The following is a 13,372-nucleotide window of genomic DNA, read 5'->3' on the forward strand; positions in this document are numbered from 1 at the left end:
ATAAATTCACTTTTGGACAAATTCAATAGATAAAAAAAGCTTCAAAACTGTCTTAAAAACAATTTTGAAGCCTTTTTAAAATAGTATTTATGCTTACAAAACCTATCGTTGCACTCCTTGGCTATTAATCCAATCGGAATATTTTTTGGCATTTACATTATGCTCCGCTAAAGTAGCTGCAAATTCGTGGTATCCAAAACGATCAACACTGGCACAAAAATAGATATAATTGTTTTTTTCAGGATTTAAAACCGCTTCAAGCGCCGTAATATCCGGCATCGCGATTGGTCCCGGAGGAAGTCCTATATTCACGTAAGTATTGTAAGGTGATTTCATAATCAAATCATTATAGAACACTCTTTTAATCACCTGATTAAAATCGTTTGACTTCTTTTTCATTGCAAAAATTACAGTCGGATCGGCCTGCAATGGCATTTCAAGTCTCATTCTATTCAAATAAACACCCGCAATTCTTGGTCGTTCATCTTTCTTAACTGATTCTTTATGCACTATAGAAGCTAAAATAGTAGCTTGAATTGGAGTCAGACCTTGTGCTGCAGCTTTGGCAGTACGTTCTTTGTTCCAAAACTTATTGTATTCCTTAATCATTTTGTCACGAAACTTCTCTGCCGAAGTATTCCAGTAAATATCATACGTATTAGGAATAAACATCACGAGGACATTCTCTTCCGTAAATCCGTTTTCTTTCAAAAAAATAGAATCTCTAAAAGTATTCAATAACTCAAGGCTATCCGGTTCGATTTGGGAACCCACTCTGCCAGCAAAATTTTCTAGACGCTCTTGATTATTAAAAGCCAGACTTACGGGATCATTAAATTTCATCGCTTTAACCAACTCATAACTATTCATACCATTCTTTAGTAAAAAGCGACCTGCTTTTACATTTTCTGGATAGCTTGTTTTTCCAGCTACCATTTCAAAACGGCTTATATCTTTTACATAAGGCTCTAAAATATGTTTTACTTGCTCATAATCGGATCCTGTTGGTACGTATACATACAACTCTTTATCTGCAAATTTTGTGTTACCACTAAAAATTTGATACATCAAAACAAACCCATAAACGATTAATATTGATATTAATGCAACAGATACTAATGATACTATTTTTTTTAGATTCAAAATAAAAAAATTTAAATTACTGCGCCAGTTCGTTGTCGCTAGTGTGATTATTAATTAATTGAAAAATCGCTTCGTCTTTGTAAACTCCATTTACAAAAGTCCAGTCTTTTTTTACGCCTATTCTTTCGAAACCAAATTTAGTAAAAAGAGCAATACTAGCCTTATTTTCGCATCCAATATTTGCATATAATTGATGCAAATTAAGATTATAAAAGGCATACTGAATGAGTAAGTCCAACGCTTCCGACCCAATACTCTGATTTCTATTGGCTGATGCCTGAATCACAATCCCAACGCCCGCTCTATTGTTCTTCGGATCAAAATCAAACAAATCAATCAGTCCCAAAGCCGGAAAATCATCATCTTGACAAATTGCCAATCGCAATTGCTTGGCCTCATAAATATCCTGATGAGCATTCTCCAAATACTGCTTCACCAAAAAACGACTGTAAGGAGTATGAGTATTGCTTACTTCCCAGATACTCTGATCATTTTCTATGGCATAAATAAACTCCAAATCATTGGGTTCAAGTGCTCGAATATAAATATTATCGCCTTTTAATGTCCTCATATTAGAATTACGAATTTGAAATTATGAATTACGAATTGATTTTTGAATAGAACCTATTATTTTCAAAAGCTCTTAAACATCTTTCAATAAAACATCAGATTGTTCAATTGTTAAATAATCCGAATCTCTCAAAAGTCTTATCCAATATTTTGACTCTCTAGCCTCTTTATAAGCAATTGTTAATTTTGCAAAAAAATCAGCTTTTGATTGACCTCCTATAGCTTCTTCAATATTAGCTCCAACAGAAGTTCCACTTCGCAACAATTGTTTTGACAGAACAAATTCTTTTTTCTCTTGACTTAGATATTTATAAACTTTAACAATCCTTAAAGCGAAATCATAACTTTTAATTTGAACCACATTCTCTGACTTCATATATAATTAATTATGATTTTGTATTTATGAACTTGAATTATAAATTTGAAGAGCCTAATTTCGTAATTCATAATTGACAATTCGTAATTAGACCTCTATCGTTCCTTTAAACACAAATTCAGCAGGTCCTTTCAAGAAAACATTTGTAAAACCGTTTTCGTTTTTATCAAAAGAAACAACCAATTTTCCGCCTTCGACATTCACGTTAATGGCTGTTGCACTAGTTTGTCCTGTGGCGTTCATAGCAATTGCAACTGCTGTAGCTCCAGTTCCACAAGCTAAAGTTTCGTCTTCAACACCTCGTTCGTAGGTACGAAGCCTAAAAGTGGTATCGTCAATTTTTTTCACAAAATTAATATTGCTTCCTGCTGCGCCGTACAATTCGCCATAACGAATCGCAGCACCTTCTGCTTTTATATTGTAATGCTCTAAATCCTCTATCATTTGAACATGATGCGGGGAACCTGTATTCAAAAAAGTGTGGTCTTTTTTAATCTCTATAGTCGGAACATCAATCATCTGTAACGAAACCAATCCGTTGTCTTCAAATGAGGCATGATGCAAACCATCCGTAGCTATAAAAGTAGTTTTACCGGCAATCACATGTAGATCTTTGGCAAAAGCCACCAAACAACGTCCTCCATTACCACACATCGAACTTTGATTCCCATCTGAATTGTAATACACCATTTTAAAATCAGTATCCGTATCGTTTTCAAGTAAAATAAGACCGTCTCCTCCTATCCCAAAACGTCTGTCACACAAATGAGCAACCAATTGCGTGTCCTCTTTTGGGAAAAATCCGGAACGATTGTCAATCATAACAAAATCGTTTCCAGCTCCTTGGTATTTATAAAATTCTAATTGCATTTTTATTTCCATTTTAATCACACAAAAGTACAAACTATTAATGAATTGTTAATCATTGTTAAAGAGCGTTAAACCATATTGTGCGAAAAAAAAATTCTTCTAAATTCGTAATCAAATAACTAATAAAAACTTTATTGCTATGAAACAAATTTCAAAATTATTCTTGGTTTCCTTGTTAAGTGGCGCAACAACCCTTGGTGCATACAAAATATTATTTGACAACAATGGTTATTTTTCATCCAACAAACATGGAATTACAACACTTGCTCCTGAATCCTATGGAAGACAAGTTGGATTAAGTGCCGAAAACATCGATTTTACAGTTGCTGCAGAAAAAACCGTTCATACTGTAGTTCACGTAAAAAACGTATCGGTGAGAACAATTTCTAATCCAATCATGGAATACTTTTATGGCTATGGAGGTGGACAACAGCAAGAACAGGTTGGAACTGGATCGGGTGTTATTATCTCTGAAGATGGATATATTGTGACCAACAACCACGTAGTAAAAGATGCTTCCGACATTGAAATTACCTTAAACAATAAAAAAACGTATAAAGCAAAGCTCATTGGAACCGATTCTAAAATGGACATTGCTTTGCTAAAAATTGATGCTGATGAAAAACTACCGTATTCTACATTTGCCAATTCCGATTCGGTTAAAGTAGGCGAATGGGTATTAGCAGTAGGTAATCCATACAACTTGACATCAACCGTAACTGCAGGAATTGTTTCTGCCAAAGCCAGAAATCTGGACGCTAGAGGAATTCAGTCTTTCATACAGACTGATGCAGCGGTAAACCCAGGAAACAGTGGTGGAGCACTTGTAAACACTCGCGGCGAACTGATAGGAATTAACACCATGATTTCATCAATGACAGGTTCTTATGTAGGTTACTCATTTGCAATTCCTTCCAATAATGCCCGAAAAATAATCGAGGACATAATGGAATTTGGTAATGTCCAAAGGGGAATACTTGGAGTTGAAGGCGGTGAATTAAACGGAACCGCATCTAAGGAACTGGGAGTTACACAAACCCAAGGTTTTTACATTAATAAAGTGTCCAAAAACTCTGGTGCCGAAAAAGCCAAATTACAAAAAGGAGACATCATCATCAAATTAGACAATCAGGATATTTCCACTTTTGCAGATCTTTCGGGTTATGTAAACACCAAAAGACCTAATGATAAAGTACAGGTAACTATCATTAGAGAAGGAAAAAATATGGTTGTGCCTGTTATATTGAGTAAAAATGAAAACTTTAACACCGAATTCAAAGGAATCGAACTTGAAAATATTGACACCGCCAACAAAAAGAAATTCAAATTGGATTATGGTGTAAAAATCAAATCCATTTCCAATGAAAACTTGGCACAATATACTGATGAACTAGTCGGAAACATCATTTTAAGCATTGACAATGTCAAAGCAACGAATGTAGAAGCGGTTTCTAAACTTTTGAATAATAAAGACGAAAAACAAAGTATCCGTATCGAAATGATAAATAAAAACGGAGAGGTCATGAGAATCATTATCTAAAAAGTTAAAACAATAAATTTAAAGCCGATTTGTAAATACAAGTCGGTTTTTTTTTATTTCAAAAAAAACTTAAAAAAAGTTACGAAATCGATTGAAATAAGTACTTTTGCACCAAATTTTAAAAAACTGCATCAATTACCAATACAAATTTTCAACATGAATAACATGGATTTATACGAAAAAGAGGTTTCGTTTCAAGCCGAAAGAAGACGTTCAGGAGTAGAATTAATTAAAATTATTAGTGATTTATGGTACGACAAATCAATTGAATTGGTTTTGTTCCGCAACCAATTAATTGATAGAAATGTAAGCGAAATTATCAACTTACACGAATATGCAGGTAAATTTGTAGGCAAACCAATTTCGGTTTCAGATTCAGTAGAAATTGCCAATGTAATTCTTACTTTGGATTTGCCACCATCAAAATTGGACATCGGAAAACTTACTTACGAGTATCGTCTAGAAGATGAAAAATACCCGGACGCAAGACATTTTGTTTTAGATAAATTAAAAGAAGCCAAATTCTCTGAAGAAATTCAACCCAAAGATGTAATTCTTTATGGCTTCGGTCGTATTGGGCGCTTATTGGCACGAGAGCTAATGTCCAAAACAGGAAAAGGAGAGCAAATGCGCTTGAGAGCCATCGTTACGAGAGACAAAAACGATGCTACAAGCCTAGAAAAAAGAGCTTCTTTATTAAGATATGATTCCATTCACGGAGATTTTCAAGGTTCTGTTGTTGCCGATACCATAAACAATGCCTTAATCATCAACGGTACTACAGTTCATATTATCACAGCAAACACTCCTGAAGAAATTGACTATACTAAATACGGAATTGACAATGCCCTAGTAATTGACAATACAGGCGCTTTTACAACTAAAGAAGCTTTAAGCCGTCATTTGGTTTCAAAAGGAGTTGATAAAGTATTGCTTACTGCTCCAGGAAAAGGAGTTCCAAATATCGTTCATGGTGTCAATCAAAACGAATACAACCCAGACGAAATAGATATTTTCTCGGCTGCTTCATGCACTACCAATGCAATCACTCCAATTCTAAAAGCGATTGAAGACACTTTGGGTGTTGTAAAAGGGCATTTAGAGACAATTCATGCGTACACGAATGACCAAAATTTGGTTGATAATATGCACAACAAATACCGCCGTGGTAGAGCAGCAGCACTCAATATGGTCATCACCGAAACTGGTGCCGGAACAGCAGTTGCCAAAGCATTGCCATCTCTAGAAGGTAAATTAACATCAAATGCCATTCGTGTACCTGTACCAAACGGTTCTTTGGTCGTGTTGAATCTTGAAGTAAAAAAAGAAACTTCGATAGAAGCCATCAACGCTATTATGAAAAAATATGCACTCGAAGGTGAATTGGTAGAGCAAATCAAATATTCATTGAATAACGAATTGGTTTCGTCTGATATTGTGGGAACTTCGGCTCCTTCAATTTACGACAGCAATGCCACAATCGTTTCCAAAGACGGGAAAAATATAGTTCTTTACATTTGGTACGACAACGAATATGGTTACAGTCACCAAGTTATTAGACTAGCCAAATATATTGCCAAAGTAAGACGTTTTACGTACTACTAGCATTCATTTACAGGTTGGGAAAGCTCTTTTAGTTTTAATTTTAGTTTTTTAGATAATAAAATCGCCCCAACCTGAATTCAACAGAAATCCGCCAAGTTTTTTAACGAGGCGGATTTTTTATTTTCTCTAAAATCTAAAATCTCTTTGGGCGTGCCCCCGTTGAGAAAAGGAGGCTATTTATCGGAGCGGTTATTCGCCTCCTTTCCTCAACGGCGTCAGGCTATCCGCGCTACTTCGGTAGCTTGCTGCTATCCTTCACGCACTAAGCGACAACTTTTTATCATAAAAGAAGCTCACAATAAAATCAAAATTCAATAATCTAACAATCCAAAAATCTAAATTGGCAAAACCGTCGTACTCTTCACTTCCGAAATAATAAAAAAACTGTTTATCAAAGACACCTCTGGCAAAATCGACAATTTCATTTGATGAAAATGATGATAACTTTCCATATCGGGCAACACAATTTTGAGCATATAATCAAAACTTCCCGAAACAAAATTACACTCCACCACTTCAGGCAAATTCAATATGGCTTGATTGAAACTATCCGAAATATCAAAAGTTTGCTTCACCAAAGTCACTTGACAGTAAACAGTCAGGTTTTTACCTAGTTTTTTCTTGTTCAAAATAGAAACATATCGTTCTATAATACCCTCTTTTTCAAGACGTTTCACTCGATCATGGACCGGAGTCAACGAAAGATTTATTCGATTTGAAATGTCTTTTAATGTCAAATGCGCATCTTCCTGCAGGAGGCGCAATATTTTTCTGTCGTTTTCATCTAAAATCATAACAAAAAGAGGTTTAATAAAATTGATTTATAACAAAATAATCCGATTAATTTTCTTTTTACAAATAAAAAAAGCATCAAAAAAAGAAATATTTCATGCTAAATTACTAAATAAAAATAATATTTTCCTATTTTCATTTACTACGAACAAAATTTTTCTTTATCTGCTAAATTTGTAATTGAATTTTAAATCAATCACTAAATACAACAGTTATGATAATCGGTGTACCAAAAGAAATTAAGAATAACGAAAATCGTGTTGCTCTAACTCCAGCAGGTGTTGCTGAGATGAAAAATAACGGTCATAGTGTTTATGTTCAAGCAACTGCAGGTGAAGGAAGCGGTTTTGCTGATGAAGAATATGCTACAGCCGGAGCTGTAATCTTACCTACTATCGAAGAGGTATACGGTATTGCCGAAATGATTATCAAAGTAAAAGAGCCAATCGCTTCAGAATACCCACTTATTAAAAAAGATCAATTACTTTTCACATACTTCCACTTTGCATCATCAGAGCCATTAACTCATGCAATGATTGAGCGTCAGGCTATCTGCTTGGCATACGAAACTGTTGAAAAAACAGACCGTAGCTTACCATTATTAGTTCCAATGTCTGAAGTAGCAGGTCGTATGTCTATTCAAGAAGGTGCAAAATACCTAGAAAAACCATTAAAAGGAAGAGGAATTCTTCTTGGTGGTGTTCCAGGTGTTCCTCCTGCTAAAGTATTAGTACTTGGTGGCGGAATCGTAGGAACTCAAGCAGCAAAAATGGCTGCTGGTTTAGGAGCTCAAGTTACTATCATGGATGTTAGTTTGCCACGTTTACGTCAATTAGACGATATTATGCCTGCAAACGTTATGACTCAAATGTCTAACAACTATAACATCAGAAAAGCAATTTTAGATACTGATTTAATTATTGGTGCTGTATTAATCCCAGGAGCAAAAGCACCTCACTTGATTACTCGTGATATGCTAAAATTAATGCGTCCAGGAACAGTTCTTGTTGACGTAGCAGTAGACCAAGGAGGTTGTATCGAAACTTGTACTCCTACAACTCACGAAAACCCAACTTTCATCATTGACGATATCGTACACTACTGCGTGGCTAATATGCCAGGTGCAGTACCTTATACTTCAACTTTAGCACTTACAAATGCTACTTTACCTTATGCTGTACAATTAGCAAACAAAGGATGGCAAAAAGCTTGTGCTGAAAACGAAGAATTAAAAAAAGGATTAAACATAGCCAACGGAAAAATCCTTTACAAAGGAGTAGCCGAAGCTTGGAATCTTCCTTTTAATGAAGAGTTAGTATTAGAAAACGCTGTTTGCTAATATTAAATAAGTGCTTACTACACTAGAAAAACCCGTTTTGTTCATCAAAACGGGTTTTCTGTTTTATAAAACAAAAAAAATCCGCCTCGTGGGAGACGGATTTTCTTTAAACATCATTTAAGTATCTTAATTCAATATTCTCCAGAATTCTGAGTACTGCAAACTGCTATCTGAATTCTGTGATCTGAGTTCTGAGTTCTAAAATCTGCAATCTGAACACTTACTCCTTAGATTTAGTCAAATAATAAATCGGAATTCCAATCAACATTATAAAAACACCCCAACCGCAAGTGCTGGGTTTTGTGTATAACAAAGCAATACTAATGGCACTGGCAATAAGAATGTAAAGTGCTGGCAAAAACGGATAACCAAAAGCCTTATATGGTCTTTCAGCATCTGGCATTTTCTTGCGAAGAACAAAAATTCCGTAAATTGTCAGAATGTAAAACACCAAAACGATAATCACAACAAAATCCAACAAATCACCATATTTTCCAGTCAAACATAAGGCCGAAGCCCAAATACACTGCGCCCACAATGCCCAAGCCGGTACGCTTGCCTTGTTCAAATGGGAAGCTTTTTTAAAGAACAAACCGTCTTGTGCCATCGTATAATAAACCCTTGCGCCAGTCATAATCAAACCATTATTACAGGCAAAAGTCGAAATCATAATCATCAAGGCGATAATTAATGTTCCGATATTTCCGAAAATATTTTGTGATGCCACAACAGCCACTCTATCAGATTCTGCCGTAGCAATATCCTGCAAAGGAACCACCGCCAAATACATTATATTGGCCAAAATATAAATACAACTTACAATCAAGGTTCCTAGAAACAAACTCAATCCGACATTGCGTTTTGGATTTTTGATTTCGCCAGCGATAAAAGTCACACCTTCCCATGCCACACTAGAAAACAACGAACCCACCAATGCCGCCGACATTGCCGAAATCAAGGCCACTCCACTAATTGGGAGCCAAGAACCCGTTTCGACATCCAATGATTGAGAAGTCCAGGCATTCGCCCAGTTGGCGTCCCAAACTTCTGATTTGGCAGCCACGAATCCGAAAATAATCAATCCAAAAATCGAAGCAATTTTAATAACTGTCAAGACAGTTTGCAAAATCTTGCTGTTTTTCACACCACGACTATTGATATAACTCAATAAAATAATGGTGATTATCGAAACGATTTGGGCTGCGCTCAGTTTGAAATCGCCCAATTCATAAATAATATTTTTTTCGCTCACAGGAGAATACAAATAAGCGGCGAATTTCGAGAAAGCCACACCCACAGCAGCAATTGTACCTGTTTGTATCACGGCAAAAAAGCTCCAACCATATAAAAACCCAATCAGTTTTCCGTAAGCTTCTTTTATGTAAACATATTGCCCGCCAGCTTTGGGAAACATCGCGCTCAACTCGCCATAACTAACGGCGGCAATCACGGTAATAAATCCAGTAAGCACCCACATTGCAATCAGCCAGCCGGCAGAACCCAATTGACGCACCATATCCGAGCTCACAATAAATATCCCTGATCCAATCATTGATCCAACAACAAGCATTGTTCCGTCTAGTAATCCGAGTTCTCTTTTAAATTCTTCTGGTTTGTTTTCTTCCATTTTTATAGGTTTATTTTTTGGTTGGCTAAAGATATACTTTTTTTTGAAAATGGCTAATAATACTCTTTACACCGAGATATTAAATAATAAAAAAACTCCTAAGTTTCCTTAAGAGTTCCATTAAATTATTCTTTTTATAAGCTATTTGATTACTCGATTGACCTGTGCAAAATTTCGTTGATAATAAGGCTCTTTGGTAGAAGAAATAATCACTCCTGAATGTGTTGAAGAATGAATAAATTTTATTTCATCATCCACTACATCAATTACCATACCCACATGATTAATATGACGTCTGCCATTGGTTTTAAAGAAAATCAAATCTCCTTTTTGTACCTTCTCCGTTTCTACTTTTTCGCCAAAACTTGATTGTTCAATTGAAGATCTAGGCAATTTTATATCAAAATTCCCAAATGTAGAACACATAAACCCAGAACAATCAAATCCAGCAGTTGTGGTTCCTCCGCTTCTATATCTTGTCCCTATTTTATCGGATGCAGTCTGTATCAACTGATCGATCAAATCTACATTTGACACATTAAATGTTGCATTTATTGTATCCTTAAGCTCTGAATTCACTTGAGATTCTACCACGTCAATTTTACTCGGTTGTACCAATTTATCATTAGGCACTTGAATACTCAATTTTGAACCTACCAATAATTTTTGTTTAATAGTGGGATTTTGCTTTTCTAATTCTGCTACAGTGATTCCGTATTTCTTGGCAATACCATATTTAGTCTCCTTGGTCAAAACCTCATGAAAAATTTCTGTTGTTTGAATTTGAGAATCTGTTTTTACTTCTTTTTCTTTCGTACCACTTTCAGCAACAGCAGAAACAGTTACTTTATTCTCTGCAACATTATTTTCTTTTGATTTTGACTTATTTTCTTCAACGACAATTTCATCTTGAGGTGCTTTTCCATTACTTGGAATCACAACTGTCTGCCCAATGCTTAACCCCTTCTTTCCGATCTCTGGATTGGCATTTTGGATTTCTTTTAATGAAATACCATACTTTTTGGCAATTACATACAACGATTCTTTAGGCTTTACTTGGTGCGTTAAAGGAGTTGTCGCTGATTCTACTGTCTCAACTACCTCTTGAGTTTTTGCATTTGACAGACTCGCTATTTCTTTTTTGGTCAAACTCGATGGGATAATAATCGTCTGACCAACTTTTAATCCTTCAGCTTCTAATTGTGGATTGGCTTTATAAAGTAGTTCTGTAGTAGTTTTGAATTGCTTGGTAATTCCGTATAATGTTTCTTTTGGCAATACTTGATGATTAATTTCTGTTGCTTTTTCAGAATCAATAACTACTAAATCATTCGTTTTTTTAGGTTCAGAATTTGGAATTAATAAAACCTGATTGAGCTGTAAGGTTTTTTTAGCTTTGGGATTTAGCTTATAAATAGAAGCAATGGAAACATTATATTTTTGAGCAATACTAGAAATTGTTTCTCCTTTCTCTATTGAATGCTTAATGTTTTTTTCTTGAGAAAAAACACTAACACTACAAAAAACAAACGCTAAAACAATTACTTTTATAAACTTCATACTTATTTATTTTTACTTCAATTTTTTAACATTACGTACGATTTCAAGGTAATTTATTGAATTTTTCCGTATTTCATCCCTGAAAAAAGTATTTTTATCGGGATTTACAAATATAAGTTATTTGTTAGATTAGAAAGTTAAAGGATTACTAAAATTTAAAAAAATGTTAAAATAATATTCTTTACGGTCGATATTGTTAATTATAAAAGACAGTTTACAAACTTTCCAAAATAGCTACATAGTGAAATACGGTACCTAAAAGCACAAAAAAATGCCAAACAGTATGAAAGTAGTTTTTATGTCCTTTTACATAAAAATAAACGCCTACAGTATAACTCAATCCTCCAGCAAGTATCCACAAAAAAATCGATAAAGGAATAACTCCCCACAAAGGCTTTATCACAAAAACGATCATCCAGCCCATCAATAAATAAAACAAAACAGAAAGAAACTTAAAACGATCAACGTAAAAAATCTTAAAAAAAGTTCCCAGCAAAACTATTGACCACATTATTCCCAGAAAAACCAAAGCCGTTTCTTTATTCAAATAAATAACCATCAATGGTGAGTAGGTTCCGGCAATTAGATAGTAAATACTGATGTGATCTGCAATTTTAAGCAACTGTTTCGTTTTCTCTTTTTGTGCCAAATGATACAAAGACGAAAAAGAATACACCAATAACATTCCTATTCCAAAAACAATAACGGAAGATTCGGTAATTAAATTGTGCTGTCCGCTTGATTTCATAAGAAGGAACGGCATTCCGATTAAACAAAAAAGCACACCAAGAGCATGTGAAATTCCATTGGCTAGTTCTTCGTTACGCGTTTGTATTCTTACTTCCATTACAGTCTGATTTAATAGTTTTTATTTCACTAAAGATACGATTTCATCATTTAATTTCAACCATTCCGAGGCATAAGCTTTTAAAAATCTGTTCCGTTTACTTCATACCTTTTTTTGATAGTAAGACGCATTGTCGCGATACTTGCGGAGATTGCTTCGCCAATCTACTTCCATAATCTTGTCATTCCAACAATGAAGCAATCTTTGAAAACCCAATTAAGCCTAAGTTGACCTTTTACCCTTATTACAGTGATAAAAACCCACAACTTAGAATAAACACAATAGTACTTTACCTATATATTTAACAAAATACACAAATAATGAAAGAAAAACACTATGTAAAAAAGTAAGAATAGTTTAGTTTTGGTTTTGTAATCTATTATTACAATAACCAATAAAAAACTATTTATGTCAAATTTGCTTAACAATCGCGTAAACGCTACTGCTACGGCAGCACAGGTAACGGCAGTCAAAGCCGCTTTCCAAACTATTCTAACCAATCTTCCTTTTTTGGTGGGTTTAACTGCCGATGAGAGAAAATCATTAATCACTATTGATGTCAGCAACAAGGCGTTTACCGAAGATGCTATTAATGCGGGTGTCAACAACCCCACAATAGTTCCGTCTTATCTTTCGGTGGCGAATATGCAAAGTGATTTAACACTTTTTACGCAACTGGATGAAATCTCAGGATTGGCCAACCAGCTTTGTGAGCGTATTGAAGACACCAAAATGCTGGCAGGAAGTGAGGCCTACAGTGTGGCACTCGCATTGTACAAAACCTTTGGGTCGGCAGCCGATGCCGGAGTTCAGGGTGCCGACAGCATAGTCGAGCAGCTCAAAAAACGTTTCCCAAGCAATAGTAGCAGTTCAGGAACTAATACAGCACCTCCTGTACCCGTGCAATAACAGCCGTTGCAATGCTAAACTGGCCCCATTATGCTATGGGGCTTTTTTTACCGAAATAGTGAATCAAAAAACGACCTATGGGGATTGTTTTCCAGTACCAATACAGGTACTTTAGGGTAATAGTACACCCATAAAAACACCCTTACCCCCCTACAAATTAGGGTCAAACCTCCATCATTTAGGGAGTATAGCCC

The 13,372-nt window shown here is 35.2% G+C and carries 12 protein-coding genes; 4 read left to right on the forward strand and 8 right to left on the reverse strand.

Annotated elements, in window-relative coordinates; translation table 11 throughout:
- Positions 1-102 precede the first annotated feature (102 nt).
- The 4 genes from mltG to dapF all read right to left on the reverse strand — a co-directional run bounded on the left by mltG (position 103) and on the right by dapF (position 2,959).
- Positions 103-1,143, reverse strand: coding sequence for an endolytic transglycosylase MltG (gene mltG / locus DOS84_RS16500; protein WP_111411215.1), 1,041 nt, complete (start codon positions 1,141-1,143; stop codon positions 103-105).
- A 16-nt stretch (positions 1,144-1,159) separates the two neighbouring features.
- Positions 1,160-1,714 carry a GNAT family N-acetyltransferase gene (locus tag DOS84_RS16505; protein WP_111411216.1) on the reverse strand — a complete coding sequence of 185 codons (555 nt, stop codon included), beginning with the start codon at positions 1,712-1,714 and terminating at the stop codon, positions 1,160-1,162.
- Between the two features lie 72 nt (positions 1,715-1,786).
- Entirely contained in the window at positions 1,787-2,089 is a 303-nt protein-coding gene (locus tag DOS84_RS16510; protein WP_111411217.1) for a four helix bundle protein, read from the reverse strand.
- Positions 2,090-2,176: 87 nt separating this feature from the next.
- Positions 2,177-2,959: a diaminopimelate epimerase gene (gene dapF / locus DOS84_RS16515; RefSeq protein WP_111411331.1), complete on the reverse strand. Its 783-nt coding sequence runs from the start codon at positions 2,957-2,959 to the stop codon at positions 2,177-2,179.
- A gap of 139 nt (positions 2,960-3,098) precedes the next feature.
- Here dapF and DOS84_RS16520 point away from each other — a divergent pair, with 139 nt between their 5' ends.
- Both DOS84_RS16520 and DOS84_RS16525 read left to right on the forward strand, forming a co-directional pair.
- The gene (locus DOS84_RS16520; protein WP_111411218.1) at positions 3,099-4,499 is read left to right on the forward strand and encodes a trypsin-like peptidase domain-containing protein; all 1,401 of its coding nucleotides are present in this window, start codon (positions 3,099-3,101) and stop codon (positions 4,497-4,499) included.
- 156 nt (positions 4,500-4,655) lie between these two features.
- Positions 4,656-6,104 (forward strand): glyceraldehyde-3-phosphate dehydrogenase, encoded by a 1,449-nt coding sequence (locus DOS84_RS16525; RefSeq protein ID WP_111411219.1) that lies wholly within the window; start codon positions 4,656-4,658, stop codon positions 6,102-6,104.
- 335 nt (positions 6,105-6,439) lie between these two features.
- Here the strand turns inward: DOS84_RS16525 and DOS84_RS16530 are convergent, their stop codons facing one another.
- Positions 6,440-6,898, reverse strand: a complete 459-nt coding sequence (locus DOS84_RS16530) for an Lrp/AsnC family transcriptional regulator (RefSeq protein ID WP_077370209.1) — start codon at positions 6,896-6,898, stop codon at positions 6,440-6,442.
- A 212-nt stretch (positions 6,899-7,110) separates the two neighbouring features.
- Here DOS84_RS16530 and ald point away from each other — a divergent pair, with 212 nt between their 5' ends.
- Positions 7,111-8,235: an alanine dehydrogenase gene (gene ald, locus DOS84_RS16535; protein WP_111411220.1), complete on the forward strand. Its 1,125-nt coding sequence runs from the start codon at positions 7,111-7,113 to the stop codon at positions 8,233-8,235.
- Between the two features lie 220 nt (positions 8,236-8,455).
- Here ald and DOS84_RS16540 read toward each other — a convergent pair whose 3' ends face one another.
- The 3 genes from DOS84_RS16540 to trhA form a co-directional block, all read right to left on the reverse strand.
- Positions 8,456-9,862 carry an APC family permease gene (locus tag DOS84_RS16540; protein ID WP_111411221.1) on the reverse strand — a complete coding sequence of 469 codons (1,407 nt, stop codon included), beginning with the start codon at positions 9,860-9,862 and terminating at the stop codon, positions 8,456-8,458.
- Between the two features lie 141 nt (positions 9,863-10,003).
- Entirely contained in the window at positions 10,004-11,422 is a 1,419-nt protein-coding gene (locus DOS84_RS16545) for a C40 family peptidase (RefSeq protein WP_111411222.1), read from the reverse strand.
- Positions 11,423-11,636: 214 nt separating this feature from the next.
- Positions 11,637-12,269: a PAQR family membrane homeostasis protein TrhA gene (gene trhA, locus DOS84_RS16550; protein ID WP_111411223.1), complete on the reverse strand. Its 633-nt coding sequence runs from the start codon at positions 12,267-12,269 to the stop codon at positions 11,637-11,639.
- A 408-nt stretch (positions 12,270-12,677) separates the two neighbouring features.
- On the opposite strand from trhA, the gene DOS84_RS16555 reads away from it, so the two are divergent.
- Complete coding sequence (locus tag DOS84_RS16555; RefSeq protein WP_111411224.1) at positions 12,678-13,178, forward strand: hypothetical protein; 501 nt, start codon at positions 12,678-12,680, stop codon at positions 13,176-13,178.
- Positions 13,179-13,372: the final 194 nt, after the last annotated feature.

Origin of the sequence: Flavobacterium aquariorum, assembly GCF_003254745.1 — a bacterium.
Taxonomy (GTDB): domain Bacteria; phylum Bacteroidota; class Bacteroidia; order Flavobacteriales; family Flavobacteriaceae; genus Flavobacterium; species Flavobacterium aquariorum.